This window comes from Pantoea sp. X-Soil-ISGK-421, from assembly GCF_059730785.1.
In genome coordinates this window covers 2,664,407-2,679,274 of record NZ_AP035979.1, presented here as the reverse complement: position 1 = coordinate 2,679,274, position 14,868 = coordinate 2,664,407, and the positions used below count along the sequence as shown (strand labels likewise).

Sequence of the window (14,868 nt, the reverse complement as noted above, 5' to 3'; positions counted from 1 at the left end):
GATCACAAGAATGTCTAACCTGGTCGCCATGAATGGCGACCCTACATGTATTTCGCTGGATTTTCGTAGGGTGCGCATTCATGCGCACCTTGCTTAAGTGAGCGGCATTACGCCCTAAATGGCGACCCTACAATGCGCCGGATCCATGGGCATAAAAAAGCCGCCCTCAGGCGGCTTGTTAGCTCACTTAACCGGCATACCCGGCACTGCGCCGCTATCAACGGACAGCACAAACAGGTCTTTACCGCCCGGCCCCGCTGACAGCACCATGCCTTCTGAAATACCGAAGCGCATTTTACGCGGCGCGAGGTTAGCAACGATGATGGTCATCTTGCCGACCAGCACGGATGGATCCGGATAGGCTGCGCGAATGCCTGAGAAAATCTGACGTTTCTCGCCGCCCACATCCAGCTCCAGACGCAGCAGCTTGTCGGAGCCTTCCACCAGCTCGGCTTTCTCAATCAGCGCCACACGCATATCGACTTTGGCAAAATCATCGATGGTGATGGTGTCGCCAATCGGTGCATCGGCCAGCGGACCGGTTGCAGCAGGCTTGTTGGCCGCCGCTGCGTCCTCTTTCGAGGCCTCAACCAGTGCCTCAACTTTGGCCATTTCGATACGGCCATACAGCGCTTTGAACGGTGCTACTTCATGGTCCAGCAGCGGTTGCGCAATCGCATCCCAGCTCAGCTCGCTTTGCAGGAAGGCTTCGGTACGTTCGGTCAGCGATGGCAATACCGGCTTCAGCCAGGTCATCAATACGCGGAACAGGTTGATGCCCATTGAGCAAATTGCTTGCAGATCGGCATCACGGCCTTCTTGCTTCGCCACCACCCAAGGTGCCTGCTCATCGACATAGCGGTTAGCCAGATCGGCCAGCGCCATAATTTCACGGATCGCACGGTTATATTCGCGGCTGGCCCAGGCTTCACCGATCTTCTCGGACGCATCAACAAAGGTTTGATACAGCGCTGGATCGGCCAGTTCGCTGGCCAATTTGCCACCAAAGCGTTTAGTCAGGAAGCCCGCGTTACGGGATGCCAGATTCACCACTTTGTTCACCACGTCCGCATTCACGCGCTGTACGAAATCTTCCAGATTCAGGTCGATGTCGTCGATGCGCGAAGAGAGTTTGGCCGCGTAGTAGTAACGCAGGCTGTCGGCATCCAAATGCTGCAACCAGGTGCTGGCTTTAATAAAGGTGCCGCGCGATTTGGACATCTTCGCGCCGTTCACCGTCACATAACCGTGCACGAACAGGTTAGTGGGTTTGCGGAAGTTGCTGCCTTCCAGCATCGCTGGCCAGAACAGGCTGTGGAAATAGACGATGTCTTTACCGATGAAGTGATACAGCTCGGTCGTGGAATCTTTTTTCCAGAACTCGTCAAAATCGATGTTGCCGCGCTTGTCGCACAGGTTTTTGAATGAACCCATGTAACCGATTGGCGCATCCAGCCAGACGTAGAAGTATTTGCCCGGTGCACCAGGAATTTCGAAGCCGAAGTAAGGCGCATCGCGTGAGATATCCCACTGCTGCAAGCCAGACTCGAACCACTCTTGCATCTTATTCGCCACCTGCTCTTGCAGCGCACCTGAGCGCGTCCACGCCTGCAGCATCGCGCTGAAGGACGGCAGATCAAAGAAGAAGTGCTCGGAATCGCGCAGCACCGGCGTCGCGCCAGAAACTACGGATTTCGGGTCAATCAGCTCGGTTGGGCTATAGGTCGCGCTGCACACTTCGCAGTTGTCGCCATACTGATCCGGTGACTTGCATTTCGGGCAGGTGCCTTTGACAAAACGGTCCGGCAGGAACATGCCTTTCTCAGGATCGTACAGCTGCGAAATGGTGCGGTTCTTAATGAAACCGTTCTCTTTCAGACGACCATAAATCAGCTCGGACAGCTGACGGTTTTCATCGCTGTGGGTCGAGTGATAGTTGTCATAGCCGATGTTGAAGCCAGCGAAATCGGTTTCGTGCTCCTGCTTCATCTCGGCGATCATCTGCTCCGGCGCAATCCCCAACTGCTGCGCTTTCAGCATGATTGGCGTACCGTGGGCGTCGTCCGCACAGATGAAGTGAACCTGGTTGCCACGCATTCGCTGGTAACGGACCCAAATGTCAGCCTGAATATGTTCAAGCATGTGACCGAGATGGATTGAACCGTTTGCGTACGGCAGTGCGCACGTTACCAGAATTTTTTTAGCGACTTGAGTCATGATTGCGTAGCGTTCCGTGAGTAAAAAATCGGGGATTGATGTTAACCGAAGCACCCTCTGACGTAAACACAGCAGGACATCCGCGTCACTTTTAGCGCCTATCTGATATTATTGAACAGACACCGCCGCATTCTGGCGTGATGAAAAAACAAGGAGTAGGGATGACTTCACAATCCCAGCAACATCATTCACCTGAAGCGCTGCGTGCATTGGTTATCGGCGTGCTGAGTGACTTTGAACATCCGACGCTGCAACACAACCTCACTACGCTGAAAGCCTTGCGCCACGTGGCGCTGCTGGATGACAAGCTACATATCGAGCTGATCATGCCGTTCGCGTGGGCCAGTGCCTTTGAAGAGTTGAAAGCGCAAACCAGCGCCGAATTGCTGCGTCTAACCGAAGCCAGCGCCATTGACTGGCGCTTGCGCCATGACATTGCCACGCTGAAGCGGGTGAAAAATCATCCGGGTGCCACCGGCGTGAAAAACATCATCGCGGTGAGTTCCGGCAAAGGCGGCGTGGGTAAATCCAGTACCGCCGTGAATATGGCGCTGGCGCTGATTGCCGAAGGGGCGCGCGTGGGGATTCTTGATGCGGATATTTACGGCCCGTCGATTCCCAACATGCTCGGCACCGAAAATCAGCGTCCGACCTCGCCCGATGGCACGCATATGGCACCGATCATGGCGCACGGGCTGGCAACCAATTCGATTGGTTATCTGGTCACCGATGACAACGCCATGGTGTGGCGCGGCCCGATGGCCAGCAAAGCCCTGATGCAACTGCTCAACGAAACCCTATGGCCGGATCTCGATTATCTGATCCTCGATATGCCGCCAGGCACCGGCGATATTCAGCTGACGCTGGCGCAGAATGTGCCGGTGACCGGCGCATTGGTGGTGACGACGCCGCAGGACATTGCGCTGATCGATGCACGTAAAGGGATGGTGATGTTCGAGAAAGTCAGCGTGCCGGTATTGGGCGTGGTGGAGAACATGAGCATGCACATCTGTAGCCAGTGCGGCCACCACGAGCCGATTTTCGGCACCGGCGGCGCGCAGAAGCTGGTGGAAGATTATAACACCCGCTTGTTGGCGCAGCTGCCGCTGCACATGACGCTGCGTGAAGATCTGGATGATGGCGAACCGACCGTGGTGCGCCGTCCTGACAGTGATTTTACCGCGCTCTATCGTCAGTTGGCTGGACGCGTCGCGGCGCAGCTCTATTGGCAGGGTGAAATCATTCCGGGCGACATCGCGTTCCGCGCGGTTTAACGCCGCCCATTTCCGCTGGTGCCAGACGCCAGCGGAAAATGCATCAGCACATATTTTCCCTGCTCGCCTTCTCCGACCGCTTCACGGCGCCAGCCGTGTTTGAGATAAAAATCCAAAGCTGCCTGATTCTGTTGCAGGCATTTCAGCGCGCCCGTTGAGCTAAATCGCGACTGCACTTTTTCTAACAGCGCGCTGCCCACGCCTTGCCCTTGCGCAGCCGGATCAACATACAAGCTATGCAGGAAGTTGTCGTTATCCAGTACCGCCGCAAAACCCACGCGATGCCCATCCTGTTCGGCCACCAGCACGGTTTCGCCCAAAATCACCGCATCGAAATCTTCTAACTGCCAATCATCGCCATCCAGCCACGTCCAGTTATGGCGACGGGCGGCAAGATACAGCGTGCGCAGAAAAGGGCGATCGGTTTCGTCAAAAGAACGTATTTGCAACTGAGAGCTCCATTTAGTGAGGTAGGCAGATGCTGTAGCGGCGCAATTTATTGCGCGCAGTTGATGTTTGGTTCGGACTAAAAGATGCGCGATAAATCGCGCCGCTACAAATCCGTGCAACAACGCTACTTAAAGTAGCAGTTTCATCCTGAAAAGATAAAGCCTGTCAGAACCGGGGCCTTTTTGTGTAGAATGCCCCCGCGAGCCGCATGAAATCTGGTGTCGGCGCTTTGATAGCTTTTAGTTATCTGATTGATAACGTCTGCATATTAGAAGTTGGCCCGAAAATTCTGTAACTTGCATCACATCTTTTAACGGAGGTCACCATGTCCATCATTAATACCAAGATCAAACCATTTAAAAACGCAGCGTTCAAAAACGGCGAATTCATCGAAGTCACCGAGAAAGACGTTGAAGGTAAATGGAGTGTTTTCTTCTTCTACCCGGCTGACTTCACCTTCGTATGCCCAACCGAACTGGGTGACGTTGCAGACCATCACGAAGAATTCCAGAAACTGGGTGTAGATATCTACTCTGTTTCTACCGACACGCACTTTACCCACAAAGCCTGGCACGGTTCTTCTGACACCATCGCAAAAATCAAATACGCGATGATCGGTGACCCAACTGGCGCGCTGACCCGTAACTTCGAAATCATGCGCGAAGACGAAGGTCTGGCAGACCGCGGTACCTTCATCGTTGACCCGGAAGGCATCATCCAGGCGATTGAAATCACCGCAGAAGGCATTGGCCGTGACGCATCTGACCTGATCCGTAAAGTGAAAGCAGCTCAGTACGTTGCTTCTCACCCAGGTGAAGTTTGCCCGGCAAAATGGAAAGAAGGCGAAGCAACACTGGCTCCATCACTGGACCTGGTTGGCAAAATCTAAGCCAACATCACGCCATTCGATCTTTCTCTATCGGGTGCTACGGCACCCGATTTTCATGACAGGAACTCACTATGCTCGACACCAATTTAAAAACCCAACTCAAGGCTTACCTTGAGAAACTAACGAAACCGGTTGAGTTGATTGCCACATTGGATGATGGCGCTAAATCCACAGAGATCCGTACTCTGCTGGCTGATATCGCGAGCTTGTCAGAAAAAGTCAGCTTCCGTGAAGAGAACGATCGTCCGGTTCGTAAACCCTCTTTCCTGATCACCAACCCAGGCCGTAACAGTGGGCCGCGCTTTGCCGGTTCGCCAATGGGTCACGAATTTACTTCACTGGTTTTAGCCTTGCTGCAAACCGGTGGACATCCTTCGAAAGAAGCGCAAAGCCTGCTGGATCAGGTTGTGGCGCTGGAAGGCGACTTCCACTTCGAAACGTATTATTCACTGTCGTGCCACAACTGTCCTGACGTGGTACAGGCGCTGAACCTGATGGCGGTGCTGAACCCGCGTATCAGCCATACTGCGATTGACGGCGGTATGTTCCAGAACGAAATCACCGAGCGCAACGTGATGGGCGTGCCGGCCGTGTTCCTGAACGGTAAAGAGTTCGGGCAGGGTCGTCTGAGCCTGGCGGAAATCGTCGGTAAAGTGGACACCAATGCCGATAAGCGCGCGGCGGAAGAGCTGAATAAGCGTGATGCCTACGAAGTGCTGATCGTCGGCAGCGGCCCAGCGGGCGCAGCAGCGGCCATCTACTCGGCACGTAAAGGTATTCGTACTGGCCTGATGGGCGAGCGTTTCGGTGGCCAGGTGTTGGATACCGTAGATATCGAAAACTATATCTCTGTGCCGAAAACTGAAGGCGCTAAGCTCGCCGGTTCTCTGCGTGCCCACGTTGATGATTACGACGTGGATGTGATTGATACCCAGAGCGCCATCAAGCTGATTCCAGCGGTGAAAGAGGGCGGTCTGCACGCGATTGAAACGGCATCTGGCGCGGTATTGAAATCTCGCAGCATCATCATTGCCACCGGCGCACGCTGGCGCAATATGGGCGTGCCGGGTGAAGAGCAGTATCGCACCAAGGGCGTGACTTACTGCCCACACTGCGACGGTCCGCTGTTTAAAGGCAAACGCACCGCGGTCATTGGCGGCGGTAACTCTGGCGTGGAAGCGGCTATCGATTTGGCAGGCATTGTTGAGCACGTTACGCTGCTGGAATTTGCCAGCGAAATGCGCGCCGACAAAGTGCTACAAGACAAACTGCGCAGCCTGAAAAACGTCGATGTGATTCTGAATGCACAGACCACCGAAGTGAAAGGCGACGGCAGCAAAGTCACCAGCCTGACGTACATCGACCGTAATAACCAGACCAGCCACGAAATCGCGCTGAGCGGTATCTTCGTGCAGATTGGTTTGTTGCCAAATACCACCTGGCTGGAAGGTGCGGTTGAGCGCACCAAAATGGGCGAAATCATCATTGATGCCAAGTGTGAAACCAGCCTGAAAGGCGTGTTCGCGGCCGGCGACTGCACCACGGTGCCGTACAAGCAGATCATCATCGCCAGCGGTGAAGGCGCGAAAGCCTCACTCAGCGCCTTTGATTATTTGATTCGTACCAAACCGGCTGAATAAGTTTTTGCGATAGCCACGCAACAGCCCTGCAATCTGTGTTGCAGGGCTTTTTTTATATATGGATGTTGCTAACCCAACCAGCGTTTTGCTTCGGCATCACTGATATCGCGGTAATACACCTTGTTCAGATATTCGCCGCATCGTTTACAACGCGCTTCAATGTGAGTGGAAAAATAAGTTCTGCCGGTGGGAGAAATCGCGCCCTTGCGGGATATTTGGATGTTGTGCCATTTATGCGCATGTGGAATAAAGCTGAAGAATTTTAATTTCATTATCGCTACCGGAATCGAGTGGGCGGGGTTTCTCTTCAAATCCGGAGGGCTATTAGGCCGTTTTTTGCGCAAAATGAGCTTGATATTTATCAAGTTGAAATGAGTCTTGTCTCAAATGATTGGTTTTTAATTGGCACTCAACAGCGCCACTTTCATCACATCGGCTGATTTACAAGCTTCAACGCTGCCATTATCCTGTCTGCGGCATGAAGCAACACCTGCATGCTATGACTCGGGGTGCCCCTGTAAACAGGGCTGAGATACACCCGCTGACCTGATCTGGATAATGCCAGCGTAGGGAAGTCAGATGCCTGACCGCATTCGCCTTCTTGATCGCCGGTTGGGAGCCTTATGAAAAAGCCTGACCTTCTTTCCCCTGCGCAACTCGCGCACTCACTGCAACTGCTGCGTCAGCAAGCGCCACTGGTGCACTGCATGACGAATGACGTGGTGCAAACCTTTACTGCCAATGTGCTGCTGGCGCTGCAAGCCTCGCCTGCGATGGTGATCGATCCTGAAGAGGCGGCACAATTTGCGGGTTTTGCCGATGCGTTATTGATTAACGTCGGCACGCTAACGCGCAATCGTCGTGATGCCATGTTAGCGGCGGTGCAAGCCGCGCAAAGCGCAGGCACGCCGTGGACGCTGGATCCGGTGGCGGTCGGCGCATTAACGCTGCGCACCGCCTTCTGCCAACAGTTGCTGAGCCTGCAACCGGCGGCGATTCGCGGTAATGCTTCAGAAATTCTCGCCCTGGCGAACCAGGCAAGCGGCGGACGCGGTGTGGACAGCCTGCATCATGCGGATGCTGCGCTAAGTGCGGCCCAGCAACTGGCAGGTGATTACCAAACCGTTGTAGCGGTTACCGGTGAAGTCGATTACGTCACTGACGGTGTGCAAACGCTGGCCATTCCCGGTGGCAGTCCGCTGATGACGCGCGTGGTGGGCACAGGTTGCGCGCTGTCGGCGGTGGTTGCCGCCTTTAGCAGCTTACCGGGCGATCGCCTGCAACATGTCGCTGCGGCCTGCCGCGTGATGTCGCTGGCCGGTGAGCTGGCCGCGCGTAAAGTCGAAGGGCCGGGCAGTTTTGTCGCCGCGTTCCTTGATACGTTGTGGACGCTGGAGGTGAATGCATGAAACGCATCAACGCGTTAACCATTGCTGGCACCGATCCGAGCGGCGGCGCGGGTATTCAGGCCGACCTCAAAGCCTTTTCCGCGCTGGGCGCTTATGGCACCAGCGTTATCACTGCGCTGGTGGCACAAAACACCTGCGGCGTGCGGTCGGTCTATCGCATCGAACCTGATTTCGTTGGCGCACAACTCGATTCGGTGCTGGATGATGTGCGCATCGATGCCGCTAAGATTGGCATGCTGTCAGAAACCGCGATTGTCGAAGTAGTGGCAGAGCGGCTAAAACGGGCCCGTTTGCCGTTTGTGGTGCTGGATACGGTGATGATCGCCAAAAGCGGCGATGCGCTGCTGTCGCCGGATGCGGTAGCCAGCGTGCGCGAATTGCTGCTGCCGCAGGTGTCGCTGATCACGCCAAATCTGCCGGAAGCCGCCGCGCTGTTGGGACGCGTGATGGCGCAGGATGAGAAAACCATGTTGCAGCAGGGCGATGCGCTGCTCGATCTTGGCTGTGAAGCGGTGCTGATGAAGGGCGGACATCTTAGCGATGCCGAAAGCCCGGATTGGCTGATTACCCGCGACGGACGTCAGCGCTTTACCGCGCCACGTGTTAACACGCGTCACACGCATGGTACGGGGTGTTCGCTGTCGGCGGCGCTGGCCGCATTGCGTCCGCGTCATGATGATTGGGTGACGACGGTGGCAGAAGCCAAAGCCTGGCTGCAGCAAGCGCTGCTGCACGCCGATTCGCTGGAAGTAGGAAAAGGCATTGGGCCGGTGCACCATTTCCATCAGTGGTGGTAGGGCGTAACGCCAGATTGCCGCTTTTTCATTGCGCATCCGTCTGAAAAATGGAGTCAGCAATTTGCCTGCCTGGTGCATTCCGGTCCAGGCTGTTGGGGGCGAATCGGCAACGGCCGGTTCCAATCCAGCCATTTATCAGGAGCGAACATGACGGACATCGAACAGTTATTGGGCAAAGAAGCGGACAGCCTTCTTCAACATCGCTGCATGACTCTTCCAGCGGATAGCCTCTATTTACCCGGCGCGGATTATGTCGATCGCGTCATGATCGACAACAATCGCTCTCCCACCGTATTACGCAATATGCAAACGCTGTACAACACCGGACGTCTGGCGGGCACCGGCTATTTATCGATTCTGCCGGTCGATCAGGGCGTTGAGCACTCAGCGGGCGCCTCCTTTGCCGCCAATCCGGCCTATTTCGATCCGAAGAATATTGTTGAGCTGGCGATTGAAGCCGGCTGTAACTGCGTGGCATCCACCTATGGCGTGCTGGCCTCGGTGGCACGCCGCTATGCGCATCGCATTCCGTTTATGGTGAAGCTGAACCATAACGAAACCCTGAGTTATCCCACCCAATACGATCAGACGTTGTATGCCAGCGTTGAGCAGGCGTTCAATCTGGGCGCGGTGGCGGTTGGCGCAACGATCTACTTCGGTTCTGAACAATCGCGTCGGCAGATCGAAGAGATCTCGGCAGCCTTTGAACGTGCGCATGAGCTGGGCATGGTGACGGTATTGTGGGCTTATCTGCGTAATGATGCTTTCAAGAAAGAGGGCGTTGATTATCACGCCAGCGCCGATTTAACCGGCCAGGCCAACCATCTGGCGGCCACCATCGGAGCGGATATCGTTAAGCAGAAGATGGCGGAAAATAACGGTGGCTATAACGCGGTGAAATTTGGTCATACCGATGAACGCGTGTATAGCAAACTGACCACAGAAAACCCGATTGATTTGGTGCGTTACCAGTTGGCGAACTGCTATATGGGACGTGCGGGATTGATTAACTCTGGCGGTGCATCGGCCGGAGAAACCGATATCGCGGAGTCGGTGCGTACCGCCGTGATTAACAAACGTGCTGGCGGCATGGGGCTAATTCTCGGGCGTAAAGCGTTTAAAAAGTCGTTGAAAGAGGGCGTGCAGCTGATTAATGCGGTGCAGGATGTGTATTTGTCAAAAGACGTTACCATCGCTTAAATGTGAGAAAGGTCGCCATGAATGGCGACCCTACGTTCACAGAGCTGGGTTATCGTAGGGTGCGCATTCATGCGCACCTGCATAACCAGGCAATTAATTGCTTAAGTGAGCTGCATTACGCCATGAATGGCGAGCTCTCAAATTAAGGCGCTTCAAACCACTCGCTGTTACGCTCGGCAATCGGCGTGATGGTCATAATCATCTCCTGCAAATGGCGGCGCATCGCGGTTTCAGCCGCCTCGACATCATGTGCTTTCAACGCGCTATAGATATCTTCATGCTGCTGAATTAAACGCTCCGGCGGTGACACTTCGCTCAACGTCAGAAAACGCACGCGGTCCATGGTGGCTTTGATGTTCTCCACCGTTTCCCATGCCAGCAGGCAGTTAATCCCTTCAGCAATCAACCGGTGAAACTCATCATCCAGCGTTAAAAATGCCTGGCTGTCATGACGCTCAGCGGCGAGACGCTGCAGCTGTAAGTTATGCTCCAGCGCCATCAATCCCGTCGCACCGATTTCCTGCGCAGCGCGGCGTACCACGGCGATTTCTACCGCTTCACGGATAAAGCGACCATCGGCCACACGCTGGGCGGAGATCTTGCGAACGAAGGTTCCGCGCTGCGGTAAAACTTGCACCAACCCGGCCTCTGCCAGCTTGATAAAGGCTTCACGCACCGGCTGACGTGACACGTTAAAACGCGCCGACACTTCCTTCTCCGACAGCAGCGAGCCCGGATGAATAACGCAGGTCACAATATCTTTGCGCAGATAACGATAGATCTGCTGATTTACCGGTTCGCTGGTGGTTATGGTATAGGCAGTCGACATGCAGCAATATCCGTATTACGGCTGGCATCTGCCAGCCCGTTAAGAAAGGTTCAGTCTAATCAGCACGCTGCGTCTGCGCTACACATTTGTGCAGGCGCTTAGCCTTGTGTGACGAGGCTTTGAACCGTGGCGCGCGCGCCCTGTTGTACCAATTGCAGATACAGTTCGGTTACGCGAGAGACCAGTACGGTTTCCTTCAGCAGATCGTCGCCGAACACGGCGTTTAGGCCGAGCAACGCCTTAACGCGCGCCGCACCTTCCTCACTGTTAGCCACGATGTCTGCCAGCTGATCTTTCAGTGGATCGCGGATCTCAATGCTTTGACCTTGCTCATCCACGCCGCTGACGTAGCGCATCCAACCGGCAACGCCCAGCAACACGAAATCGCACGAGGTACCCTTGCGCAGATGCCAGCGTGCGCTATCCAGCAGACGCTGCGGCAGCTTTTGTGTACCATCGGTGGCGATTTGATAGGTGCGATGTTTGATGGCGCGGTTCTCATAACGCGCAATCAGTGAATCGGCGTACGCCTCGAGATCGACGCCCTGGGTGCGCAGCGTCGGCGCCTGATCCTGCAACATCAATGCGCGTGCCGCCTGACGATAGCTGGCATCGGCCATACAATCGCTGATGTGCTCATAACCGGCGAGAAAACCGAGATAGGCCAGGAATGAGTGGCTGCCATTGAGCATACGCAGCTTCATCTCTTCGAACGGCAGCACATCGCTGACCAGCTCAGCGCCCGCGTTTTCCCATGCCGGACGACCGTTGACAAAGTTGTCTTCAATCACCCACTGGAAGAAAGGCTCGGCTTCCACCGCCACCGGATCGCGGCTGCCTAAGCGCGCTGCCAACGTGTCGAACGCGGCATCGGTCATTGCAGGCACGATGCGATCCACCATAGTTGAAGGGAAGGTGATATGCGTCTGGATATAGTCCGCCAGCTCAGTGCTATGGCGCTCGGCTAACTGCGTGATCACGTTGCGCGTAACATGACCGTTTTCCGGCATGTTATCGCATGACATCACGCTAAACGGCGGCAAATTGCGTTGGCGGCGGCGGATAATCGCCGCCAGAATCAAGCCGGGCAGCGAGCGTGGCTCAGTAGGATTAGCGAGATCGTGCACAATGTCAGGATGATCAGGGTTGAGCTTGCCGCTTGAAGGCATGTAGCAGTAGCCTTTCTCGGTCACCGTCATCGAGACTATCGCCACCTCCGGCTGACTCATCGCTTCAATGACCGCTTCAATGCCGTCGCCTTTGCCGTGCAGGGCTTGCGTCACTACGCCAATCACGCGCGTGTGTAAGCTCTCATAGGCCATTTCGGTCAGCGTGTAAAGCAGATCCTGCTGACGCAGCGCCTGAATCAGCGTGCCGCTATTGAGATTCACTTCGCAATAACCCCAATCGCTGCCCTGTGCGGCCAGTTTATCGGTCGCCAGCGCCTGGTGCGCCCGATGAAACGCCCCGAAACCGATGTGTACCATGCGGGTTTTGAGTTGCGTGCGGTCATAAGCGGGGCGTTGGACATCAGCGGGGAGGCGTTCAAGCTCTAACATAGTCATTCCTTTTCGCAAATGGGGCGCTCAGCGCCCCATGAGATTTACACAGAAACCGGTTTATTGTTGGCTTTAGGTTCACGAATCACCAGCAGCACCAGCAGCGCGCCAACGCCAGCCACCGCACCCGCGAGGATAAAGGCACTGTCAAACTTACCCGAGTGCTGCACGATGAAACCGGTGACAACCGGACCGATAACACCTGACAGGCTGCCAATCAGATGGATAAAGCCACTGATGCTGCCGACACGGCTTTTGTGCACCACATCCTGCACAATCGCCCAGTAAATCGCACCGGTGATGTAGAGGAAGAAGATGGAGATCGACATCATGATCACCGCCGAGTTGACCTCTTTTATCGTACCCGCCAGCGCCACGCAAATCGCCGCAGCGGTAAGTGACACCACCAGCACAATTTTACGCGAAAGCAGCAATTTACCGGTGATGTTGAAAATTTTATCAGAGATCCAGCCACCCAACGCCAGGCCAACGAAGCCAACAATCCACGGGATCATGGTGGTGATGCTCATCGCTTTGATGTCGAGGCCGTGCGCCTGCACCAAATACGCCGGGAACCAGCTCAGGAAGAAGAACAGAATGTAGTTGTAGCAGAAGAAGGCAAACGCGGTGACCAGAATGATCGGCTGGCGCAGATAGAAGCCCAAACCGTGTGCGTTACCGCTCGGATCAATCACGTCGGCCGGCTCTTCGGCTTTCAGTTTTTCCACTAACGCACGCTCTTCGGCGGAGATACGTTTGCTTTTCGCTGGGTTATCTGACGCGAAGAAGAACCACAGCGCCAGCCAGACGAAACCAATCGCGGCGATCACCACGAACGCTGGACGCCAGCCGAACGACAGCGCCAGATAGCCGACAATCGGACCGGCAACCGCGCCACCCAGCGGCGAACCTGAGCTCAGTAAACCCATCGCTGTCGCAGCTTGTTTTTTCGGGAACCAGCCGTTGATGGCTTTGTTTGCTGAAGCAGAAATCGGGCCTTCCGCCATGCCAAACAGCACGCGCAGAATCATCATTGACCAGAAGCCGGTTGCCATCGCCGTCAAACCGCAGAACAGCGACCACATGCCAACGGCGGTGCCGAGCACGATGGTGGGACCGAATTTATCGGTCGCCAGGCCACCGATAAAGTTGAAGAGGGCATAACCGAAGAAGAAGCTGCCGAAAATCATGCCGAACTGTTCGGCGTTGATCATCAGGTCTTTTTCCACCATCGGTACAGTCAAAGAGAGGGCGATACGATCAAGGTAATTGATCATAAACACCAGGAACAACAGCAGTACGAGGGTCCAGCGCAGGTTCTTAAACATAGAAACTCCGTCATCGTCATTTTTTATAGTAATAATGCCGGCGGGTAAGTGACCGGCATGGGGACACCTGGTGTGCGGGTTAACTTAACCCATTTGTAGGATCACTTTGCAGCAGGTGCGGGGATCTTTTTCGAACAGCGTCATGGCTTGTTCAACTTCCGCCAGCGGGAAGTAGTGTGTGACCAGTTTCTCTGGCTGGATCTGGCCTTGCTCAATCCACTCAATCACCTGCGGGAAGCGATGGCTATTGAGGCGTGAGGTGAACAACGACAGCTCTTTACTGGTGAGACTTTGCTGTGTGATGCTGCACGGTTCACCTGAAAAGCCCAGCAGGCCGATACGCGCCGCCGGTGAGGCGAGGGCGGCGGCTTCAGACAGAATGGAAGGATGGCAGGCAGCATCGATAATCAGCGTTGGCTGCACGCCTTCCAGCTGCGCGGCTAACGGAATCTCGCTGTTGTTGAACACTTGATCGGCACCGTTTTCCTGCGCCAGCGCCAGACGCTCAGGCAGGCGATCGACCACCAATACGTGCTCAACGCCGTACACGCCTTTCAGCACCTGAATGGCGGTGAGGCCCATCGGGCCGGCACCGTAAATCAGCGCCACATCGTTTGGCTGTGGTTTGAGGAAAGCGGTGATATTAGCCGCGATGGTGAAAGGTTCGACCATGCTGGCGAGTTTGTCGGGAACGCTATCCGGCAAGCGGAAGGCATTTTTCGCGGGTGCCACGGCATATTCGCTAAAGCCGCCGTCGCGATGTACCCCGATCACCTGCAACGCTTTGCAGACATTCGGGCGACCAATGGAGCAGGGATAGCAGTGACCGCAGCTGACAACCGGATCGACTGCGACGCGCTCGCCAATACGGCTGCTGGCAACGCCATCACCGACGGCATCAATCCGGCCAAAAAATTCGTGACCAATCACGCGCGGATATTTCGCAAAAGGATTATGACCGTGCCAGATATGCACATCGGACCCGCAGATGCTGGCGAATTGCACCTTTACGCGGACTTCACCTGCAGCGGGTTGCGGCAGTGGACGCTCTGCCAGTACCAGTTCACCCGGTTGTTCAATCACCACACTTTTCATCATCTACTCCTTGCTGGCTGCCATCCTGAAAGGGCGAACCGGCTTTAACGGGAATGCAATGATGAAAAAATACGCGCACTAATACTACCATACAAGTCGGCGTTACAGAGTTGTGAACAGAATCACAGAGCGTGGATCAGAGGGAGGGTGCAGCAGGTGAATTATTATGATGTGCAAAACC

At 55.1% G+C, this 14,868-nt stretch carries 13 protein-coding genes and 1 riboswitch; of the genes, 6 read left to right on the top strand and 7 right to left on the bottom strand.

The window, feature by feature from the left end; translation table 11 throughout:
- Positions 1-183: 183 nt before the first annotated feature.
- Entirely contained in the window at positions 184-2,217 is a 2,034-nt protein-coding gene (gene metG / locus AC6I8K_RS12475) for a methionine--tRNA ligase (protein WP_497826823.1), read from the bottom strand.
- Between the two features lie 161 nt (positions 2,218-2,378).
- Here metG and apbC point away from each other — a divergent pair, with 161 nt between their 5' ends.
- A complete protein-coding gene (gene apbC, locus AC6I8K_RS12470) occupies positions 2,379-3,491 on the top strand; it encodes an iron-sulfur cluster carrier protein ApbC (RefSeq protein WP_064739260.1) in 1,113 nt (370 codons plus the stop codon).
- On the opposite strand, the gene AC6I8K_RS12465 is transcribed toward apbC, so the two are convergent.
- Complete coding sequence (locus tag AC6I8K_RS12465; protein WP_064739259.1) at positions 3,488-3,940, bottom strand: GNAT family N-acetyltransferase; 453 nt, start codon at positions 3,938-3,940, stop codon at positions 3,488-3,490. The two genes, apbC and AC6I8K_RS12465, sit on opposite strands and share 4 nt — an antisense overlap.
- A gap of 326 nt (positions 3,941-4,266) precedes the next feature.
- On the opposite strand from AC6I8K_RS12465, the gene ahpC reads away from it, so the two are divergent.
- Positions 4,267-4,830: an alkyl hydroperoxide reductase subunit C gene (ahpC, locus tag AC6I8K_RS12460; protein ID WP_007889514.1), complete on the top strand. Its 564-nt coding sequence runs from the start codon at positions 4,267-4,269 to the stop codon at positions 4,828-4,830.
- A 71-nt stretch (positions 4,831-4,901) separates the two neighbouring features.
- Complete coding sequence (ahpF, locus tag AC6I8K_RS12455; RefSeq protein ID WP_064739258.1) at positions 4,902-6,470, top strand: alkyl hydroperoxide reductase subunit F; 1,569 nt, start codon at positions 4,902-4,904, stop codon at positions 6,468-6,470.
- 68 nt (positions 6,471-6,538) lie between these two features.
- On the opposite strand, the gene AC6I8K_RS12450 is transcribed toward ahpF, so the two are convergent.
- Positions 6,539-6,742, bottom strand: a complete 204-nt coding sequence (locus tag AC6I8K_RS12450; RefSeq protein WP_483817750.1) for a hypothetical protein — start codon at positions 6,740-6,742, stop codon at positions 6,539-6,541.
- A gap of 223 nt (positions 6,743-6,965) precedes the next feature.
- Positions 6,966-7,060, top strand: a riboswitch (TPP riboswitch).
- Positions 7,061-7,093: 33 nt separating this feature from the next.
- Here AC6I8K_RS12450 and thiM point away from each other — a divergent pair.
- The 3 genes from thiM to fbaB all read left to right on the top strand — a co-directional run bounded on the left by thiM (position 7,094) and on the right by fbaB (position 9,876).
- Positions 7,094-7,879: a hydroxyethylthiazole kinase gene (gene thiM / locus AC6I8K_RS12445; RefSeq protein ID WP_497826822.1), complete on the top strand. Its 786-nt coding sequence runs from the start codon at positions 7,094-7,096 to the stop codon at positions 7,877-7,879.
- Entirely contained in the window at positions 7,876-8,676 is an 801-nt protein-coding gene (gene thiD, locus AC6I8K_RS12440; RefSeq protein ID WP_483817748.1) for a bifunctional hydroxymethylpyrimidine kinase/phosphomethylpyrimidine kinase, read from the top strand. The genes thiM and thiD overlap by 4 nt, the downstream gene beginning before the upstream one ends.
- Before the next feature lie 147 nt (positions 8,677-8,823).
- Entirely contained in the window at positions 8,824-9,876 is a 1,053-nt protein-coding gene (gene fbaB, locus AC6I8K_RS12435; protein ID WP_497826821.1) for a class I fructose-bisphosphate aldolase, read from the top strand.
- 142 nt (positions 9,877-10,018) lie between these two features.
- On the opposite strand, the gene AC6I8K_RS12430 is transcribed toward fbaB, so the two are convergent.
- The 4 genes from AC6I8K_RS12430 to AC6I8K_RS12415 form a co-directional block, all read right to left on the bottom strand.
- Entirely contained in the window at positions 10,019-10,705 is a 687-nt protein-coding gene (locus AC6I8K_RS12430) for a GntR family transcriptional regulator (RefSeq protein ID WP_064739253.1), read from the bottom strand.
- 98 nt (positions 10,706-10,803) lie between these two features.
- Positions 10,804-12,264, bottom strand: coding sequence for a mannitol dehydrogenase family protein (locus AC6I8K_RS12425; RefSeq protein ID WP_497826820.1), 1,461 nt, complete (start codon positions 12,262-12,264; stop codon positions 10,804-10,806).
- Positions 12,265-12,308: 44 nt separating this feature from the next.
- Complete coding sequence (locus tag AC6I8K_RS12420) at positions 12,309-13,592, bottom strand: MFS transporter (protein WP_483817745.1); 1,284 nt, start codon at positions 13,590-13,592, stop codon at positions 12,309-12,311.
- A gap of 84 nt (positions 13,593-13,676) precedes the next feature.
- Positions 13,677-14,687: a Zn-dependent oxidoreductase gene (locus AC6I8K_RS12415; RefSeq protein WP_483817905.1), complete on the bottom strand. Its 1,011-nt coding sequence runs from the start codon at positions 14,685-14,687 to the stop codon at positions 13,677-13,679.
- Positions 14,688-14,868: the final 181 nt, after the last annotated feature.

Coding starts and splice junctions, on each gene's coding strand:
- metG (WP_497826823.1), bottom strand. CDS start 2,217: ATGACTCAAGTCGCTAAAAAAATTCTGGTAACGTGCGCACTGCCGTAC.
- apbC (WP_064739260.1), top strand. CDS start 2,379: ATGACTTCACAATCCCAGCAACATCATTCACCTGAAGCGCTGCGTGCA.
- ahpC (WP_007889514.1), top strand. CDS start 4,267: ATGTCCATCATTAATACCAAGATCAAACCATTTAAAAACGCAGCGTTC.
- ahpF (WP_064739258.1), top strand. CDS start 4,902: ATGCTCGACACCAATTTAAAAACCCAACTCAAGGCTTACCTTGAGAAA.
- AC6I8K_RS12450 (WP_483817750.1), bottom strand. CDS start 6,742: ATGAAATTAAAATTCTTCAGCTTTATTCCACATGCGCATAAATGGCAC.
- thiM (WP_497826822.1), top strand. CDS start 7,094: ATGAAAAAGCCTGACCTTCTTTCCCCTGCGCAACTCGCGCACTCACTG.
- thiD (WP_483817748.1), top strand. CDS start 7,876: ATGAAACGCATCAACGCGTTAACCATTGCTGGCACCGATCCGAGCGGC.
- fbaB (WP_497826821.1), top strand. CDS start 8,824: ATGACGGACATCGAACAGTTATTGGGCAAAGAAGCGGACAGCCTTCTT.
- AC6I8K_RS12430 (WP_064739253.1), bottom strand. CDS start 10,705: ATGTCGACTGCCTATACCATAACCACCAGCGAACCGGTAAATCAGCAG.
- AC6I8K_RS12425 (WP_497826820.1), bottom strand. CDS start 12,264: ATGTTAGAGCTTGAACGCCTCCCCGCTGATGTCCAACGCCCCGCTTAT.
- AC6I8K_RS12420 (WP_483817745.1), bottom strand. CDS start 13,592: ATGTTTAAGAACCTGCGCTGGACCCTCGTACTGCTGTTGTTCCTGGTG.
- AC6I8K_RS12415 (WP_483817905.1), bottom strand. CDS start 14,687: ATGAAAAGTGTGGTGATTGAACAACCGGGTGAACTGGTACTGGCAGAG.